The organism is Pseudomonas corrugata (genome assembly GCF_050920615.1).
Taxonomy (GTDB): domain Bacteria; phylum Pseudomonadota; class Gammaproteobacteria; order Pseudomonadales; family Pseudomonadaceae; genus Aquipseudomonas; species Aquipseudomonas corrugata.
The window spans coordinates 6,316,240-6,332,906 of record NZ_CP130434.1; the positions used below are offsets into that span (position 1 = coordinate 6,316,240).

The 16,667-nt window shown below is 61.9% G+C and carries 19 protein-coding genes; 13 read left to right on the forward strand and 6 right to left on the reverse strand.

The window, feature by feature from the left end; genetic code table 11:
- Positions 1–72: 72 nt before the first annotated feature.
- The 4 genes from QZH45_RS28345 to QZH45_RS28360 all read right to left on the reverse strand — a co-directional run bounded on the left by QZH45_RS28345 (position 73) and on the right by QZH45_RS28360 (position 3,696).
- Positions 73–2,127, reverse strand: a complete 2,055-nt coding sequence (locus tag QZH45_RS28345) for a methyl-accepting chemotaxis protein (protein WP_024778878.1) — start codon at positions 2,125–2,127, stop codon at positions 73–75.
- A gap of 180 nt (positions 2,128–2,307) precedes the next feature.
- On the reverse strand, positions 2,308–2,847 hold the full coding sequence (locus QZH45_RS28350; protein ID WP_024778879.1) for a chemotaxis protein CheW: 540 nt from the start codon (positions 2,845–2,847) through the stop codon (positions 2,308–2,310).
- Positions 2,848–2,857: 10 nt separating this feature from the next.
- A complete protein-coding gene (pilH, locus tag QZH45_RS28355; protein WP_024778880.1) occupies positions 2,858–3,223 on the reverse strand; it encodes a twitching motility response regulator PilH in 366 nt (121 codons plus the stop codon).
- 47 nt (positions 3,224–3,270) lie between these two features.
- Positions 3,271–3,696: a response regulator gene (locus QZH45_RS28360; protein WP_024778881.1), complete on the reverse strand. Its 426-nt coding sequence runs from the start codon at positions 3,694–3,696 to the stop codon at positions 3,271–3,273.
- Positions 3,697–3,918: 222 nt separating this feature from the next.
- Between QZH45_RS28360 and gshB the strand changes: the two genes are divergently transcribed.
- The 7 genes from gshB to QZH45_RS28395 all read left to right on the forward strand — a co-directional run bounded on the left by gshB (position 3,919) and on the right by QZH45_RS28395 (position 10,001).
- Positions 3,919–4,890, forward strand: a complete 972-nt coding sequence (gshB, locus tag QZH45_RS28365; RefSeq protein ID WP_024778882.1) for a glutathione synthase — start codon at positions 3,919–3,921, stop codon at positions 4,888–4,890.
- A 100-nt stretch (positions 4,891–4,990) separates the two neighbouring features.
- Positions 4,991–5,887 (forward strand): energy transducer TonB, encoded by an 897-nt coding sequence (locus QZH45_RS28370; RefSeq protein ID WP_024778883.1) that lies wholly within the window; start codon positions 4,991–4,993, stop codon positions 5,885–5,887.
- A gap of 222 nt (positions 5,888–6,109) precedes the next feature.
- On the forward strand, positions 6,110–6,679 hold the full coding sequence (locus QZH45_RS28375; RefSeq protein WP_024778884.1) for a YqgE/AlgH family protein: 570 nt from the start codon (positions 6,110–6,112) through the stop codon (positions 6,677–6,679).
- Positions 6,679–7,116, forward strand: coding sequence for a Holliday junction resolvase RuvX (ruvX, locus tag QZH45_RS28380; RefSeq protein WP_024778885.1), 438 nt, complete (start codon positions 6,679–6,681; stop codon positions 7,114–7,116). Before QZH45_RS28375 ends, ruvX begins: the two co-directional genes overlap by 1 nt.
- A gap of 81 nt (positions 7,117–7,197) precedes the next feature.
- Positions 7,198–7,704 carry a bifunctional pyr operon transcriptional regulator/uracil phosphoribosyltransferase PyrR gene (pyrR, locus tag QZH45_RS28385; RefSeq protein ID WP_024778886.1) on the forward strand — a complete coding sequence of 169 codons (507 nt, stop codon included), beginning with the start codon at positions 7,198–7,200 and terminating at the stop codon, positions 7,702–7,704.
- Between the two features lie 24 nt (positions 7,705–7,728).
- Entirely contained in the window at positions 7,729–8,733 is a 1,005-nt protein-coding gene (locus QZH45_RS28390) for an aspartate carbamoyltransferase catalytic subunit (RefSeq protein WP_024778887.1), read from the forward strand.
- Positions 8,730–10,001 carry a dihydroorotase gene (locus QZH45_RS28395; RefSeq protein ID WP_024778888.1) on the forward strand — a complete coding sequence of 424 codons (1,272 nt, stop codon included), beginning with the start codon at positions 8,730–8,732 and terminating at the stop codon, positions 9,999–10,001. Before QZH45_RS28390 ends, QZH45_RS28395 begins: the two co-directional genes overlap by 4 nt.
- A gap of 122 nt (positions 10,002–10,123) precedes the next feature.
- Here QZH45_RS28395 and QZH45_RS28400 read toward each other — a convergent pair whose 3' ends face one another.
- Entirely contained in the window at positions 10,124–10,552 is a 429-nt protein-coding gene (locus QZH45_RS28400; RefSeq protein WP_024778889.1) for an NINE protein, read from the reverse strand.
- A gap of 249 nt (positions 10,553–10,801) precedes the next feature.
- Between QZH45_RS28400 and QZH45_RS28405 the strand changes: the two genes are divergently transcribed.
- Positions 10,802–11,413: a C40 family peptidase gene (locus tag QZH45_RS28405; RefSeq protein WP_024778890.1), complete on the forward strand. Its 612-nt coding sequence runs from the start codon at positions 10,802–10,804 to the stop codon at positions 11,411–11,413.
- Positions 11,414–11,455: 42 nt separating this feature from the next.
- On the opposite strand, the gene QZH45_RS28410 is transcribed toward QZH45_RS28405, so the two are convergent.
- On the reverse strand, positions 11,456–12,490 hold the full coding sequence (locus QZH45_RS28410; protein WP_024778891.1) for a type IV pilus twitching motility protein PilT: 1,035 nt from the start codon (positions 12,488–12,490) through the stop codon (positions 11,456–11,458).
- Positions 12,491–12,545: 55 nt separating this feature from the next.
- Here QZH45_RS28410 and QZH45_RS28415 point away from each other — a divergent pair, with 55 nt between their 5' ends.
- From QZH45_RS28415 to metW, 5 genes are all read left to right on the forward strand, one after another.
- The gene (locus tag QZH45_RS28415) at positions 12,546–13,238 is read left to right on the forward strand and encodes a YggS family pyridoxal phosphate-dependent enzyme (protein WP_024778892.1); all 693 of its coding nucleotides are present in this window, start codon (positions 12,546–12,548) and stop codon (positions 13,236–13,238) included.
- Between the two features lie 36 nt (positions 13,239–13,274).
- Positions 13,275–14,093: a pyrroline-5-carboxylate reductase gene (gene proC / locus QZH45_RS28420; protein ID WP_024778893.1), complete on the forward strand. Its 819-nt coding sequence runs from the start codon at positions 13,275–13,277 to the stop codon at positions 14,091–14,093.
- A gap of 10 nt (positions 14,094–14,103) precedes the next feature.
- Positions 14,104–14,694, forward strand: a complete 591-nt coding sequence (locus tag QZH45_RS28425; protein WP_024778894.1) for a YggT family protein — start codon at positions 14,104–14,106, stop codon at positions 14,692–14,694.
- 182 nt (positions 14,695–14,876) lie between these two features.
- Positions 14,877–16,016 carry a homoserine O-succinyltransferase MetX gene (gene metX / locus QZH45_RS28430; protein ID WP_024778895.1) on the forward strand — a complete coding sequence of 380 codons (1,140 nt, stop codon included), beginning with the start codon at positions 14,877–14,879 and terminating at the stop codon, positions 16,014–16,016.
- 7 nt (positions 16,017–16,023) lie between these two features.
- Entirely contained in the window at positions 16,024–16,644 is a 621-nt protein-coding gene (metW, locus tag QZH45_RS28435) for a methionine biosynthesis protein MetW (protein WP_053190564.1), read from the forward strand.
- Positions 16,645–16,667: the final 23 nt, after the last annotated feature.

The window sequence follows — 16,667 nt, forward strand, 5'->3', positions numbered from 1 at the left end:
ACGCGTCGCTCTCATCGCGGGCAAGCCTTGCTCCCACATGATTCCCCTCGCCCCGTATACCGCCTCCAACAATCAAGACTTGTCCTCATCCTTAGCCGCCGGCAACGTGAACCCGGATACCGACCGACGCAGTTGGCTGGCCATTTTCGCCAGGTTGCCAATGCTCTCTGCTGTAGCGGTGGAGCCGGACGATGTCTGTGTGGTGATCTGCTGGATCACGTTCATCGTCAGGGAAATCTGCCCCGCCGAGGTGGTCTGCCGCTGCGCCGCGTTGGAAATACTCTGGATCAGCGCGGCCAGGGTCTTCGACACGCCCTCGATCTCCTCCAGGGCCACGCCGGCATCCTGGGCCAACCGAGCGCCGCGAACCACTTCGCTGGTGGTCTGCTCCATTGAGATTACCGCTTCGTTGGTGTCGGCCTGGATCGCCCGCACCAGCGTTTCGATCTGTCGGGTCGCCGCCGAAGAGCGCTCCGCCAGCCGCTGCACTTCATCGGCCACCACCGCGAACCCGCGTCCCGCATCACCGGCCATGGACGCCTGGATCGCGGCGTTGAGGGCCAATATATTGGTCTGATCGGCAATGTCGTCGATCAGGCTGACGATGTCGCCGATTTCCTGGGACGACTCGCCCAGGCGCTTGATGCGCTTGGCGGTGTCCTGGATCTGCTCCCGGATGTTGTCCATGCCATGAATGGTGTTGTGCACCACCTCGTTGCCCTTGTTGGCGATTTCCACGGAACGCTCGGCCACCGCTGACGACTCGGCGGCGTTGGCCGATACCTGATCGATGGACTGAGCCATTTCATTGATTGAAGTCGAAGCTTCGCTGATCTGCTGGGCCTGATGCTCGGAAGCCTGGGCCAGATGCATGGCGGTGGCCTGGGTTTCCTGCACCGCGGCGGCGACCTGGCCGGCGGTGAGATTGATGGTGGCGACCAGGTCGCGCAATTGATCCACCGAATAATTGATCGAATCGGCGATGGTGCCGGTGAAGTCCTCGGTGACCGAAGCGGTGACGGTCAGGTCTCCATCGGCCAGATCGGCGATTTCGTCCAGCAGGCGCATGATCGCGTTCTGGTTACGCTCGTTCTTCTCTGCGGTCTCGTACAACTGGCGGTTGGTTTCACGCACCATCACCAGGCCGATCAGGATGATCGACATCAATGCCAGCAGCCCCAGGACGTAACCACCAATGGCGTGAACGGAGCGGCCACCGGCCAGGTTCTCCAGTGCCGTGGTCAGGTGCGAGGCTTCGTCCAACAGGGTCTGTGACAGATTGAAGATGTTGCCCGCCGACTCGCGGACCTTGAACAGCTCCGGCGAGGTTTCGAGGATTTCGTCCACCGAGCCCGAGACGAACTCGAACAGTTCGCTGATTTCGCTCAGGCGTGTCCGGGCATCGCGATCCTGGACCTGGGAGATCTTCAAGGCCGGGTCGCCTTGCAACATCCCGTTGAGCACCTGGCCGAAACGTGCGGCATCGCGGCCAAAGGTATCGGCGGCCTGGCTGGCGTTTTCATCTCCCGCCAACACGGTATTCACCGCCCCCAATATACGCTCGGCCAACAAGGATTGGCGCTGGGCCATGGCCACCTGGGCGGCAGGCGCACCCCGTTGCAGCAGGATCTCGACGACTTTTTCGTATTCGACCTGCAACTGCGGCACGGTCTCGGCCAGGGTCGCCGCCACCTGATGCAGCGACAGCACGGTCTGCTCGCTGGACAGGATGGCATCAGTGTTCTTGAGCAGTCGTTCCCAGTCCAGTTGCACGGCGCGCATCTGCGGCCGCAGAGTCGAGGGCGCCGGAGGCAGGCCGGTCACTGGGTCACCTTGCTTGAGGTAACCCCAGCGCTGGGCAAAATCGTTGCGTGCATCGCTCAGCAACTTGAACGCCGCAGCCTTGCCGGCGGCGGCCTCGGTGGCATTCTTGGCAATGCGCTGGGACAGCACCCGCAACTCACCGGCATGACCGATGTACTGTTTATCGTAGGTAGACTGGGTGTTGAGGTACGCGAAATTGGCGAACAGCAGCATGATGAAAACAATCAGCGCAACGAACAGCACGATGATCTGCGAACGACTGCGCGACGCTTCCAGTGGCTTGCCTGTGTTTGCTTTGATCATCGATTTTCGCCTGTACTGCCCAATCCAACTCGCCATTGGTGACTGATCTCAGGGCGGCGCTGTGGGAGCAAGGCTTGCCCGCGATGAAAACAACACGGTTTGCTGCCGACCCAGGCGTCTGCATCGCGAGCAAGCTTTGTTCCCACAGGCTCGCTCCCACAGGAGGCTGCGCGGTGTCTGTTAAATAGCCACATCCATGAACCCCTCCGACTGCGTCAACGCAAAAGGGCTGAATACCTGCCACTGCCGCTCGCCACGAAACCGGCCCTTGACGAAGGCGGCTTCCGGATAGTCGCGGTCGCCCGCTTGCATCGGCTCCAGGTTGTCCTGGGTGAAATGCTGCAGCCCGAGGACCTCATCGACCAGCAACCCGGCGAATACCTCGCCATGATCCACCACCAGCACCCGCCGCTGCTTGCGCACCGTCGACAGTTCATGACCGAAAAAACCGCACAGGTCCATCAACGGCAACAATCGTCCGCGCAGGTTGGCCACGCCACGTACCCACGGCTTGACCCCTGGCAAATGCGTATGGCGCGGCTCGTGAAGCAGTTCGCTGACCTCTTCCATGGGCGCCACGTACCAACGCTCGCCCAAGCGAAAACCGATACCGCTCCAGGCATGACGGTGGGTCGGCTGGGACGGCAGGTCCGCCGCCAACGACCGGCAGCGTCGATCGATCTGCAGCAACAGCTCGAAAGCAGTCAGGGATGGGCTCATGGCCGCGCTTTCAACCCGCCAGTACGTTGTTCAGGGTCTTGATCAGGGTTTCTTCGTCGACCGGCTTGGTCAGGTAGTCCTTGGCGCCCTGGCGCGTGCCCCAGACTTTGTCGGTTTCCTGATCCTTGGTGGTGATGATGATCACCGGGATGTGGCCGGTTTCCGGATCCTTGGTCAACTGGCGCGTGGCCTGGAAACCGTTGAGACCGGGCATGACGATGTCCATCAGCACCGCGTCGGGTTTCTCCTGGCGGGCCAGGGCCACGCCGTCGGCGCCGTTCTCGGCCTTGAGGACCTGATGACCGTGTTTTTCCAGCATGCCGGTCAGCTTGTACATTTCAGTCGGCGAATCATCGACGATCAGAATTCGTGCCATGGTGTTCCCCATACTTGTCGACCCCCAGGCTCTGCGGCCGGATGTCATTAATGTGCCTGGTGCGGCTGGACGGCGGCAAAGCCCGGAACATGAGCTTGTATCGCGCCCAGCAGTTCTTCCTTGCTGAAAGGCTTGGTCAAAAACTGATCGGAACCGACAATGCGTCCCTTGGCCTTGTCGAACAACCCGTCCCGGGACGACAGCAGGATCACTGGCGTAGCCTTGAAGGCGCTATTGTTCTTGATCAGGGCGCAGGTCTGATAGCCATCCAGACGCGGCATCATGATGTCGACAAAGATGATGCCTGGATGATGGTCGGTAATCTTGGCCAGGGCATCGAAGCCGTCGACCGCCGTGATCACCTCGCAACCCACATTGCGCAGCAAGGTTTCGGCGGTACGGCGGATGGTCTTCGAATCATCAATGACCATGACCTTCAAGGCGCTGGGTTGCTGCGTAGGATGCTCTGCCATTGCCACTGCGAACCGGTTTTAAACGCGTAAATGCGACCGACGGCGCAAGCCCTTGATGTTCAAGGCCCGCGCGCCACATGGCAGCCTTTTTAGCACAGTCTCCAGCGCCGGGCTATCGGCCGGGCGGCACGGTGGTTTTTCCTTGACCGCGAATCCGGCGGACGCCACTCTGACGCCACTTTTTCACGCCATTTGTGCCCATCATATTCGAGGAACCAAGCCATGAGCGTACGCGTCGGCATTGTCATGGACCCTATCGCCAGCATTTCCTACAAGAAGGATAGCTCGCTGGCCATGCTGCTGGCCGCTCAAAAGCGCGGCTGGGAGTTGTTCTACATGGAACAGCGCGACCTCTACCAGTCCGAAGGACAGGCCCGGGCGCGCATGAAGCCGTTGAAAGTATTCGCCAACCCGGAAAAGTGGTTTGAACTGGGCGACGAGAACGACGCGCTACTGAGCGACCTGGACGTGATCCTGATGCGCAAGGATCCGCCCTTCGACATGGAGTTCGTGTATTCCACGTACCTGCTGGAACAAGCCGAAACCGCTGGTGTACTGGTGGTCAACAAGCCCCAGAGCCTGCGCGACTGCAACGAGAAGCTGTTCGCCACGCTGTTCCCGCAATGCACACCTCCAACCATCGTCAGCCGCCGCCCGGATGTACTGCGCGAGTTCGCCGATCATCACGGCGACGTGATCCTCAAGCCCCTGGACGGCATGGGCGGTTCTTCGATCTTCCGTCACACCGCCGGCCATCCGAACCTTTCCGTGATCCTGGAAACCCTGACCCTGCACGGCAAGCAGCAGATCATGATCCAGGGTTACCTGCCAGCCATCATCGATGGCGACAAGCGCATCCTGATGATCGACGGCGAACCGGTGGACTATTGCCTGGCGCGTATTCCGGCAGCAGGCGAAACCCGCGGCAACCTGGCCGCCGGCGGCCGTGGCGAAGCCCGTCCGCTGACCGATAAGGACCGCTGGATCGCGGCTCAGGTTGGCCCGACCCTACGGGAAAAAGGCCTGCTGTTCGTGGGCCTGGACGTGATCGGCGAGCACCTGACGGAAATCAACGTCACCAGCCCGACCTGCATCCGCGAGATCGACAATGCCTTCGGTACCGACATCGGGGGGATGCTGATGGATGCCATAGAGAAGCAGCTGCAAGCTACGAGCTTCAAGCGGAAAGTTTAATGCGTACAGCTTGTCGCCTGCCGCTTGAAGCTTGCAGCTAAAAACCAACATTGCGCTATCATGCCGGGCCCTGAAAAAAGCGATGTTGGTTTTTGCCGCCATGACATTACCGTCCGATCTGCCCCGAGAGCTCGCCCACCGTGGCGTGCGCCCGGCTGATCGCCTCGGCTTTACCCTGTTCCTGGCGGCGCTGATCCACCTGGCCCTGCTACTGGGCGTCGGGTTTGCCACGGTCGAGCCCAAGCAGATCAGCCAGACCCTGGAAATCACCCTGGCCACCTTCAAGAGCGAAACCAAGCCGAAGCAGGCGGATTTCCTCGCCCAGGAAAACCAGCAGGGTAGCGGCACCCTGGAAAAAAAGGCGGTTCCCAAGACCACCGAGATCGCGCCATTCCAGGACAATCAGGTACAGAAAGCCAGCCCTCCCCCGGCGGCCAAGCCCGAAGTGCAGGAAACGGCGCCCAAGGCGGCCGTGACCACCGTGGCACCGAAACCGAAAAAGGCGCCAGTCAAGGAGGAGGTCAAGCCAGACCCCAAACCCAAAGCCCCGGCGCCGACCTTCGACAGCTCCCAGTTGTCCAGTGACATCGCCAGCCTGGAAGCCGAACTGGCCCAGGAACAGCAGCTCTATGCCAAGCGTCCGCGTATCCACCGCCTGAGTGCCGCCTCGACCATGCGCGACAAGGGTGCCTGGTACAAGGACGAGTGGCGCAAGAAAGTCGAGCGCATCGGCAACCTCAATTACCCCGACGAAGCACGACGCAAGCAGATCTACGGCAACCTGCGGCTGATGGTCTCTATAAACCGCGACGGCTCGCTGTATGAAGTGCTGGTGCTGGAGTCCTCCGGCCAGCCGTTGCTGGACCAGGCAGCCCAACGCATCGTGCGCCTGGCGGCGCCGTTTGCGCCGTTTACCGGGGATTTGTCGGACATTGACCGGCTGGAGATCATCCGCACCTGGAAATTCTCCCGGGGTGATCGGCTTTCCAGTAACTGACCCACTGCCCAAGCCCCTTGCGGGAGCGGGTTGTGTGGGAGCAAGGCTTGCCCGCGATGAAAACTCCGCGGTCTTTTGAGGACCGCAGCGCCTGGATCGCGAGCAAGCTTTGCTCCCACAAAGCCCGCGCCCATGATTTGACCGGTGTCGCCGACCAGATCGAGGTATTTCCTGCACATCCCCAGCTTGTCAGTTCGCCCCTGCGCCGCCACACTATCGCCTATGAAAAACGTCAGCCCCACCTACCTCAAGCATCATTTCCTGATCGCCATGCCGCACATGGCCGATCCGAACTTCGCCCATACCTTGACCTACATCGTCGAGCACACGGCCAATGGTGCCATGGGGCTGGTGATCAATCGCCCGCAGGAGCTGAACCTGGCGGATATTCTCGAGCAGTTGCGCCCTGAGGTAGAGCCGCCAATCCTGTGCCAGCACGTGCCGATTTTCATCGGCGGGCCGGTGCAGACCGACCGCGGTTTCGTGCTCCATCCGTCAGGGCCGAGCTACCAGGCCACCGTGGACCTCAATGGCGTGTCGCTGTCGACTTCCCAGGACGTGTTGTTTGCCATCGCTGACGGTGTCGGTCCGGAAAAAAGCCTGATCGCCCTCGGCTACGCCGGCTGGGAAGCCGGGCAACTGGAGGCCGAACTGGCCGACAACGCCTGGCTGACCTGCCCGTTCGACGCCGACATCCTGTTCAATACCAGCAGTGAACTGCGCCTGGAAGCGGCGGCCAACCGTCTGGGGATCAACCTCAGCCTGCTCACCAGCCAGGCAGGACACGCCTGATGGCCCTGCGCCTGCTGCTGGGTTTCGATTACGGCACCAAACAGATCGGCGTCGCGGTCGGCCAGGTCGTTACCGGCCAGGCCCGCGAGCTGTGCACCCTCAAGGCGCAGAATGGCGTTCCGGACTGGAACCAGGTCGAAGCGCTGATCAAGGAATGGAAACCCGACGCTGTAGTGGTCGGCCTGCCGCTGAACATGGACGGTTCGCCCAGCGACATGTGCGTGCGCGCCGAAAAATTCGCCCGCCGGCTCCATGGGCGCTACAACCTGCCCTTCTATACCCACGACGAGCGCCTGACCACCTTCGAAGCCAAGGGCGAACGTCTGGAACGTGGCGGGCAGAAAGGCAGTTACCGCGACAACCCGGTGGACGCCATCGCCGCCGCCCTGCTACTGCAGGGCTGGCTCGATGCCAATAGCGCCCTGTTCGACACCTGATTTTGAGAGCGCCGCCAAGGCGCTTTCTTTTAGCGATAGACCGGGCCTTTCACCGCCGGCCCGGGAACCTGAGGAGCCAGCATGAGCCTGCCCAATCCTGCCGACCTGATCAGCCAGATGGCGATCCGTCTCACGGCACACCTGGAACAACGCGGCATCAGCGAACCGCGCTACATCGGCATTCGTACCGGCGGCGTCTGGGTCGCCCAGGCCTTGCTTGAGGAACTCGGCAGCCAATCGCCACTGGGCACCCTGGATGTGTCCTTCTACCGCGACGACTTCAGCCAGAACGGCCTGCACCCACAGGTACGTCCTTCGGCGCTGCCGTTCGAGATCGAGGGTCAGCACCTGGTCCTGATCGACGACGTGCTGATGAGTGGCCGGACCATCCGCGCAGCCATGAACGAATTGTTCGATTACGGCCGCCCGGCCAGTGTGACCCTGGTGTGCCTGCTGGACCTGGACGCCGCCGAGTTGCCGATCCGCCCGAACGTGGTCGGTGCGACGCTGAGCCTGGCCGCACACCAGCGGGTCAAGCTTTCCGGCCCCGCGCCGCTGCAACTCGAACTGCAAGACCTTGCCCTTTAACTGCCCTTGTAAGAGTCCATCGCGATGACGCCTCTCGAAACCAAGCGCCCGCTGCAGCTCAACGATCAGGGCCAGCTGCAGCACTTCCTGTCCCTCGACGGCCTGCGCCGCGAGCTGCTGACGGAAATCCTCGACACCGCCGACTCGTTCCTTGAAGTCGGCGCCCGGGCCGTGAAGAAAGTCCCGTTGCTGCGCGGCAAGACCGTATGCAACGTGTTCTTCGAAAACTCCACCCGTACCCGCACCACCTTCGAACTGGCGGCCCAGCGGCTGTCGGCGGACGTGATTACCCTCAACGTGTCGACATCCTCGGCGAGCAAGGGCGAAACCCTGCTCGATACACTGCGCAACCTCGAAGCCATGGCGGCAGACATGTTCGTCGTTCGCCACGGTGACTCCGGCGCCGCACACTTCATTGCCGAACACGTCTGCCCGCAGGTGGCGATCATCAACGGCGGCGATGGCCGTCATGCCCACCCGACCCAGGGCATGCTGGACATGTTGACCATCCGCCGACACAAGGGCAGTTTCGAGAACCTCTCGGTGGCCATTGTCGGCGACATCCTGCACTCGCGGGTGGCTCGTTCGAACATGCTCGCCCTCAAGACCCTCGGTTGTCCGGACATCCGCGTGATCGCGCCGAAAACCCTGCTGCCCATCGGCGTCGAGCAATACGGCGTGAAGGTCTACACCGACATGACCGAAGGCCTCAAGGATGTCGACGTGGTGATCATGCTGCGCCTGCAGCGTGAACGCATGACCGGCGGCCTGCTGCCCAGCGAAGGCGAGTTCTACCGCCTGTTCGGCCTCACTACCGCCCGCCTGGCCGGGGCCAAGCCGGATGCCATCGTCATGCACCCGGGACCGATCAACCGCGGCGTGGAGATCGAGTCGGCGGTGGCCGACGGCCCTCATTCAGTGATTCTCAACCAGGTGACCTACGGCATTGCCATCCGCATGGCCGTGCTGTCCATGGCCATGAGCGGGCAAACGGCCCAGCGCCAACTCGACCAGGAGAACGCCCAGTGAAACTCAGCATTCTCGGCGCACGCGTGATCGATCCGGCCAGCGGCCTGGATCAAGTGACTGACATCCATATCGACGCCTGCAAAATCGTCGCCCTGGGCACCGTCCCGGCCGGCTTCGTGGCGGTCGAGACCCTCGACGCTCAGGGCCTGGTGGCCGCACCCGGCCTGGTCGACCTGAACGTTGCCCTGCGCGAACCCGGCTACAGTCGTAAAGGCAGCATCGTCAGCGAAACCCGGGCGGCCGCCGCCGGTGGCGTGACCAGCCTGTGCTGCCCGCCACAGACCAAACCGGTGCTGGACACCTCGGCCGTGGCCGAACTGATCCTCGACCGCGCCCGCGAAGCCGGCAACACCAAGGTCTTTCCGATTGGGGCGTTGAGCAAAGGCCTCGACGGCGAACAACTGGCGGAGCTGATTGCGCTGCGCGATGCCGGTTGCGTGGCGTTCGGCAACGGCCTGAACAGCTTTCGCAATACCCGCACCCTATGCCGCGCTCTGGAATACGCAGCCACCTTCGGCTTGACCGTGATTTTCAACTCTCAGGATCACGACCTGGCCGAGGGTGGCCTGGCCCATGAAGGCCCGACCGCCAGCTTCCTCGGCCTGCCGGGCATACCGGAGACCGCCGAGACCGTGGCCCTGGCCCGTGATCTGTTGCTGGTGGAGCAAAGTGGCGTGCGCGCGCACTTCAGCCAGTTGACCAGCGCTCGTGGCGCGGCGCTGATCGCCCAGGCCCAGGCCCGCGGCTTGCCGGTGACCGCCGACGTAGCGCTGTACCAACTGATCCTGACCGACGAAGCGCTGATCGATTTCAACAGCGTCTATCACGTCCAACCGCCATTGCGCACACGCACCGACCGGGATGGCTTGCGCGAGGCGGTGAAGTCCGGGGTGATCTCGGCCATCTCCAGCCATCACCAACCCCATGAGCGCGATGCCAAGCTGGCACCTTTTGGCGCGACCGAACCGGGCATCAGCAGCGTCGAATTGCTGCTGCCGCTGGCAATGACCCTGGTGGAAGACGGCCTGCTCGACCTGCCGACCTTGGTGGCGCGCCTGAGCGCCGGCCCGGCCCAGGCCCTGCAACTACCGGTCGGGAAACTGGCGGTGGGTGCGGCAGCGGACCTGGTGCTGTTTGATCCCTCCGCCTCCACCGTGGCCGGGGAAGCCTGGCGTTCCAGGGGCGACAACTGTCCGTTCCTGGGCCACAGCTTGCCGGGCGTGGTGCGCTACACCCTGATGGATGGGCGGGTCACGCACCAGGCCTGATACCGCGTCGCATCTATCGCGAGCGGGCTCGCTCCCACATTGGATTTCAGGTATTCACACCATCGGTGTGCGCTGAAGATCCCTGTGGGAGCGAGCCTGCTCGCGATGGGAGCAACCCGGTTTTACTGAAAAGCCCCACGCTTCTGCGCATTGCGAATCGAAACCTGGTCGTTCAGCGTCCAGAAGTCATACAACACCCCCAGGAAGAACACCCCGCCAGTCAGCAGGTAGATGATCCCGCTGAGCCATTTGCCCTGATACATCCGGTGCACGCCGAACACCCCGAGAAACGTCAACAGGATCCATGCCACGGTGTATTCGATGGGACCTGGGGTGAAGCGCAAGTCCGCTTCGCGATCCATGACAGGAATCAGGAACAGGTCGATCAGCCAGCCAATGCCCAGCAGGCCAAAGGTGAAGAACCAGATCGTGCCGGTGACCGGCTTGCCATAGTAGAAACGATGGGCTCCGGTGAAACCGAAAATCCAGAGCAGATACCCAATGATTTTGCTGTGGGTATCGTGGGGGGCGTCCAGCTGATAGCTGTTCATGAATGGTCTCTTTTGCCTCGATAGATAAATTTGTTCGGATTTTTTGTGACTTTTGCGTGTCTGGCCGACAAGCGGTTCGCGACACCTTGAGCGCAGCAAAGCCCCGTAAACCGGGGCCTGTGTCGGACAAACGGGCCAAAGTATCGCGATTTCATGGATCGCTCGCGGGATTTCCAATCGACAAACGGCCTCGGAATCACCAAAAAAGCTGTTATAAAGTTGCGCGCTAACCTTTAAGAGCCCTGCCTAATGCGTCCATTTTTCAAGACATGGCTGACCATTTGCCTATTATTGCCACTGGCCGCCCACGCCACCAACCGTGAGCAACGTCTTCCCAACGTCAACGGCTACACCCCGAAATCCCATGTTTCTGCTCCTTCGAGCAAGAACAAGCCCAGCGTCCAGTATACGAACACGGGCAACAGCAAGCTGGTTCCGCCCATGGCGACCAAAGCGAGCAGCAACGTATTGAGCCGTGCCGTGAATGTACTCGGCACACCTTATCGTTGGGGCGGCAGCAGCCCAAGTAAAGGCTTCGATTGCAGCGGCCTGGTGAAATACGCTTTCAACGACGCTACCTTCGATCTGCCACGCACCTCGAATGCAATGGCGGCCGGTCACGGTGAGAAAGTCGAGCGCAAGGACCTCAAGCCCGGCGACCTGATCTTCTTCAAGCTCAAGAGCCGCCGCGTCAACCACGTGGCCATCTATCTGGGCAACGACCGCTTCATCCACGCACCACGTCGTGGCAAGTCGGTGACCATCGACACCCTGAACAAACCGTACTGGAACACTCACTACGTGGTTGCCAAGCGGGTGTTGCCGAAAGAGCCGGGCGGGATGCGGGTCGTCCAGCGCTGATGATCGTTCCCACGCAGAGCGTGGGAACGATCGGAAAATCCCTCAGAAATTATCCGGCGTACGCGCCCGCTCCCGCGCGTGCTCCCGGCTGATCAATCCCTTGGCCACCAGGTCCTTCAAGCACATGTCCAGCGTCTGCATCCCCAGCGAGCCGCCGGTCTGGATCGCCGAGTACATCTGCGCCACCTTGTCTTCGCGGATCAGGTTACGGATCGCCGACGTGCCCAGCATGATTTCATGAGCGGCGACCCGGCCGCCGCCGATCTTCTTGACCAGCGTCTGGGAAATCACCGCTTGCAATGATTCCGACAACATCGAGCGCACCATGGACTTTTCGTCCCCCGGAAACACGTCCACCACCCGGTCGATGGTCTTGGCCGCCGAGGTGGTGTGCAGGGTGCCGAATACCAGGTGCCCGGTTTCGGCGGCGGTCAGCGCCAGGCGGATGGTTTCCAGGTCGCGCATCTCCCCCACCAGGATCACGTCAGGGTCTTCCCGCAGGGCCGAACGCAAGGCTGTGGAAAAACCTTGGGTGTCGCGGTGCACTTCGCGCTGGTTGATCAGGCATTTGCGCGGCTCGTGGACAAACTCGATAGGGTCCTCGATGGTGAGGATGTGGTGGTGCTTATGGGTGTTGAGGTAGTCGATCATCGCCGCGAGGGTGGTGGATTTGCCTGAGCCGGTCGGCCCGGTCACCAGCACCAGCCCGCGGGGGGCCTCGGTCACTTTGCGAAAAACCTCGCCCATGCCCAGATCTTCCATGGTCAGGACTTTCGACGGGATGGTCCGGAATACCGCCCCCGCGCCGCGATTCTGATTGAACGCGTTGACCCGGAACCGTGCGACCCCGGGTACATCGAAGGAAAAATCGGTTTCCAGAAACTTTTCGTAATCTACCCGTTGCCGGTCGTTCATGATGTCGTAGATCAGTTCATGAACCTGTTTATGGTCCAGTGCCGGCAGGTTGATCCGCCGCACATCGCCATCGACCCGGATCATCGGTGGCAGCCCAGCGGACAAGTGCAGGTCCGACGCTCCCTGTTTGGCGCTGAACGCCAGCAGTTCAGTGATATCCATAGCGCTCCTCAATTCCAGTAGAATGCCGCGAACCTCAGACCGCTGGCGCTTCTTTATGTCCACGATAGCAGACAACATCGCTCAGGTTAGATCGCGCATCCGCGCTGCGGAGCAAGCCGCCCACCGCGCCGCAGACAGCGTCCAATTGCTGGCGGTGAGCAAGACCAAGCCCGCCCAGGCCCTGCGTGAAGCTTATGCCGCCGGCCTGCGGGACTTCGGTGAGAACTACCTGCAGGAAGCGCTGGGCAAGCAGATCGAACTGACCGACCTACCCTTGATCTGGCACTTCATCGGCCCCATTCAATCGAACAAGACGCGCGCTATTGCCGAACACTTCGACTGGGTGCACTCCGTGGATCGCTTGAAAATTGCCCAACGCCTGTCCGAGCAGCGTCCGGCCGGGTTGCCGCCGCTGAACATCTGCATTCAAGTCAACGTCAGCGGGGAGGCCAGCAAATCCGGTTGTACCCCGGAGGATCTGCCGGCCTTGGCCGACGCCATCAGCGCGTTGCCACACCTGACGCTGCGCGGACTGATGGCGATCCCCGAGCCGACCGAAGAGCGCGCCGCCCAGGACGCAGCTTTCGCCGCCGTCCAAGGTCTGCAAGCCAGCCTGGCCCTGCCGCTGGACACGCTATCCATGGGCATGAGCCACGATCTCGAATCCGCCATTGCCCAGGGCGCCACCTGGGTCAGGATCGGTACCGCCTTGTTTGGTGCTCGCGACTACAGCGCCAACCAACCGTAAGCCATGTCGACTCAACTCCTCAATCAAGGACCTGTCATGAGCAACACGCGTATTGCCTTTATCGGCGCCGGCAACATGGCCGCCAGCCTGATCGGCGGCCTGCGGGCCAAGGGCCTGGACGCTGCGCAGATCCGCGCCAGCGATCCGGGTATCGATACCCGTACCCGGGTGAGCAGCGAGCACGGCATCGAGACCTTTGCCGACAACGCACAGGCCATCGATGGCGCGGACGTCATCGTGCTGGCGGTCAAGCCGCAAGCGATGAAAACCGTGTGCGAAGCCCTTCGCCCAAGCCTAAAGCCCCATCAACTGGTGGTGTCGATTGCCGCCGGCATCACCTGCGCCAGCATGAACAAATGGCTCGGCGACCAGCCCATCGTGCGCTGCATGCCCAACACCCCGGCGCTGTTGCGTCAGGGCGTCAGCGGCCTGTTCGCCACCCCACAGGTCAGCGCCGAACAACGCCAGCAAGCTGAAGAGCTGCTGTCGGCCGTCGGTCTGGCGCTGTGGCTGGAGACCGAGCAGCAGCTGGACGCGGTCACTGCCGTTTCCGGTTCAGGCCCGGCGTACTTCTTCCTGCTGATCGAAGCCATGACCGCCGCCGGCGAAAAACTTGGTCTGCCCCGTGAGATTGCCGCGCAGCTGACCTTGCAGACAGCCCTCGGCGCAGCCCACATGGCGACTTCCAGCGACGTCGATGCCGCCGAACTGCGCCGGCGCGTGACCTCACCGGCCGGCACCACCGAAGCCGCCATCAAATCGTTCCAGGCCGGGGGATTCGAAGCCCTGGTGGAAAAAGCACTCGGCGCCGCCGCGCACCGCTCGGCCGAAATGGCCGAACAACTGGGCCAATAAGGAGCCATTCATGATTGGATTGAACACTGCAGCGGTCTACGTGCTGCAAACCCTTGGCAGCCTGTACCTGCTGATCGTGCTGATGCGCTTCGTGCTGCAACTGGTCCACGCCAACTTCTACAACCCGCTGTGCCAGTTCGTCGTCAAGGCCACCCAGCCGCTGCTCAAGCCCCTGCGCCGGATCATCCCGAGCCTGTTTGGCCTGGACATGTCGTCGCTGGTACTGGCGATCCTCGTGCAAATGGCGCTGATGGCCCTGACCCTGCTACTGACCTACGGCACCACCGGCAACCCGCTGCAACTGCTGATCTGGTCGATCATCGGCATCACCGCGCTGTTCCTGAAGATCTTCTTCTTCGCCTTGATCATCAGCGTGATCCTGTCCTGGGTCGCCCCGGGCAGCCACAACCCGGGCGCCGAACTGGTAAACCAGATCTGCGAACCGGCCCTGGCCCCGTTCCGTCGCATCGTACCGAACCTCGGCGGCCTGGACATCTCGCCGATCCTGGCATTCATGGTGCTCAAGCTGCTCGACATGCTGGTGATCAACAACCTCGCAGCAATGACCATGATGCCGGAGATCCTGCGCGTCCTGATCTGACTGCATCATCGTTTGTCGCGGGCAAGCCATGCTCCCACATTGGATGCATTCCCCTGTGGGAGCATGGCTTGCCCGCGATAGCCACGCTTCGGTCTGGCAGGAAACCTTCAAGCCAGACCTTTGCTTGCCGCTAACCCCAGCGGTCTTTAGACTTACGCCTCATTTCAACGAGAGCAGGGTCGATGCCAGCTGCCTTTCCCGCCGATTCCGTTGGTCTGGTGACGCCGCAAATGGCGCATTTCAGCGAGCCCCTGGCCCTGGCCTGCGGTCGTTCGTTGCCAGCCTATGACCTGATCTACGAAACTTATGGCACGCTCAACGCCACGGCGAGCAATGCCGTGCTGATCTGTCACGCCTTGTCGGGGCATCACCATGCCGCTGGCTATCACAGCGTCGACGACCGCAAGCCAGGCTGGTGGGACAGTTGTATCGGCCCCGGCAAGCCGATCGACACCAACCGGTTCTTCGTGGTCAGCCTGAACAACCTCGGCGGCTGCAACGGCTCCACCGGCCCCAGCAGCCTCAACCCGGACACCGGCAAGCCCTTCGGTGCCGATTTTCCGGTGCTGACCGTGGAAGACTGGGTCCACAGCCAGGCCCGCCTGGCCGACCGTCTCGGCATCGGCCAATGGGCGGCAGTGATCGGCGGCAGCCTGGGCGGCATGCAGGCCCTGCAATGGACCATCACCTACCCGGACCGCGTACGCCATTGCCTGGCAATCGCCTCGGCTCCCAAGCTGTCGGCACAGAACATTGCCTTCAACGAAGTGGCGCGCCAGGCGATCCTCACCGACCCGGAGTTCCACGGCGGCTCGTTCCAGGAGCACGGCGTGATTCCCAAGCGCGGATTGATGCTGGCGCGGATGGTCGGGCACATCACCTACCTGTCCGACGATTCCATGGGCGAGAAATTCGGCCGCGGCCTCAAGAGCGAAAAGCTCAACTATGACTTCCACAGCGTCGAATTCCAGGTAGAAAGCTACCTGCGCTACCAGGGTGAGGAGTTCTCCGGACGCTTCGACGCCAACACCTACCTGCTGATGACCAAGGCCCTGGACTACTTCGATCCGGCGGCGAACTTCGACGATGACCTGGCGAAAACCTTTGCCAACGCCACGGCCAAGTTCTGCGTGATGTCGTTCACCACCGACTGGCGCTTCTCCCCGGCTCGCTCACGGGAACTGGTGGACGCGCTGATGGCCGCGCGCAAGGACGTCTGTTACCTGGAGATCGACGCCCCCCAGGGCCACGACGCCTTTCTGATTCCGATCCCGCGCTACCTGCAGGCGTTCGGCAACTACATGAACCGTATTACGCTGTGAGGACGCCATGAGAGCCGATCTGGACATCATCCAGGAATGGATCCCCGCCGGCAGCCGCGTGCTGGACCTGGGTTGCGGCAACGGTGAGCTGCTGACCTGGCTGCGGGACAACAAGCAGGTCACCGGCTATGGCCTGGAAAACGACCCGGACAACATCGCCGAGTGCGTCGCCAAGGGTATCAACGTGATCGAACAGGACCTGGACAAGGGCCTGGGCAATTTCGCCAGCAACAGCTTTGATATCGTGGTCATGACCCAGGCCCTGCAAGCGGTTCACTACCCGGACAGGATCCTCGACGAAATGCTCCGGGTCGGCCGCCAGTGCATCATCACCTTCCCCAACTTCGGGCACTGGCGCTGCCGCTGGTACCTGGCGAGCAAGGGGCGCATGCCGGTCTCGGAGTTCCTGCCCTACACCTGGTACAACACGCCGAACATCCACTTCTGCACCTTCGAGGATTTCGAAGCGTTGTGCCGCGAACGCCAGGCCAAGGTCATCAATCGCCTGGCGGTGGATCAGCAGCACCGCCACGGGTGGGCCAGCAAGCTATGGCCTAATCTATTAGGTGAAATAGGCATCTATCGGGTCAGCAGCCCAGGCCTTGCCAATCATCAGGTCGCCGTGTGAACCCCGACCCTGTTCCCAGGAGC

What these genes read in the sequence shown, in the direction of transcription:
- metX (WP_024778895.1), top strand. Translation starts at nt 14,877, where the DNA reads ATGCCAGCTGCCTTTCCCGCCGATTCCGTTGGTCTGGTGACGCCGCAA.
- QZH45_RS28370 (WP_024778883.1), top strand. Translation starts at nt 4,991, where the DNA reads ATGACATTACCGTCCGATCTGCCCCGAGAGCTCGCCCACCGTGGCGTG.
- QZH45_RS28425 (WP_024778894.1), top strand. Translation starts at nt 14,104, where the DNA reads ATGATTGGATTGAACACTGCAGCGGTCTACGTGCTGCAAACCCTTGGC.
- QZH45_RS28360 (WP_024778881.1), bottom strand. Translation starts at nt 3,696, where the DNA reads ATGGCAGAGCATCCTACGCAGCAACCCAGCGCCTTGAAGGTCATGGTC.
- QZH45_RS28410 (WP_024778891.1), bottom strand. Translation starts at nt 12,490, where the DNA reads ATGGATATCACTGAACTGCTGGCGTTCAGCGCCAAACAGGGAGCGTCG.
- QZH45_RS28405 (WP_024778890.1), top strand. Translation starts at nt 10,802, where the DNA reads ATGCGTCCATTTTTCAAGACATGGCTGACCATTTGCCTATTATTGCCA.
- QZH45_RS28350 (WP_024778879.1), bottom strand. Translation starts at nt 2,847, where the DNA reads ATGAGCCCATCCCTGACTGCTTTCGAGCTGTTGCTGCAGATCGATCGA.
- proC (WP_024778893.1), top strand. Translation starts at nt 13,275, where the DNA reads ATGAGCAACACGCGTATTGCCTTTATCGGCGCCGGCAACATGGCCGCC.
- metW (WP_053190564.1), top strand. Translation starts at nt 16,024, where the DNA reads ATGAGAGCCGATCTGGACATCATCCAGGAATGGATCCCCGCCGGCAGC.
- pilH (WP_024778880.1), bottom strand. Translation starts at nt 3,223, where the DNA reads ATGGCACGAATTCTGATCGTCGATGATTCGCCGACTGAAATGTACAAG.
- QZH45_RS28415 (WP_024778892.1), top strand. Translation starts at nt 12,546, where the DNA reads ATGTCCACGATAGCAGACAACATCGCTCAGGTTAGATCGCGCATCCGC.
- QZH45_RS28375 (WP_024778884.1), top strand. Translation starts at nt 6,110, where the DNA reads ATGAAAAACGTCAGCCCCACCTACCTCAAGCATCATTTCCTGATCGCC.
- pyrR (WP_024778886.1), top strand. Translation starts at nt 7,198, where the DNA reads ATGAGCCTGCCCAATCCTGCCGACCTGATCAGCCAGATGGCGATCCGT.
- gshB (WP_024778882.1), top strand. Translation starts at nt 3,919, where the DNA reads ATGAGCGTACGCGTCGGCATTGTCATGGACCCTATCGCCAGCATTTCC.
- QZH45_RS28390 (WP_024778887.1), top strand. Translation starts at nt 7,729, where the DNA reads ATGACGCCTCTCGAAACCAAGCGCCCGCTGCAGCTCAACGATCAGGGC.
- ruvX (WP_024778885.1), top strand. Translation starts at nt 6,679, where the DNA reads ATGGCCCTGCGCCTGCTGCTGGGTTTCGATTACGGCACCAAACAGATC.
- QZH45_RS28345 (WP_024778878.1), bottom strand. Translation starts at nt 2,127, where the DNA reads ATGATCAAAGCAAACACAGGCAAGCCACTGGAAGCGTCGCGCAGTCGT.
- QZH45_RS28400 (WP_024778889.1), bottom strand. Translation starts at nt 10,552, where the DNA reads ATGAACAGCTATCAGCTGGACGCCCCCCACGATACCCACAGCAAAATC.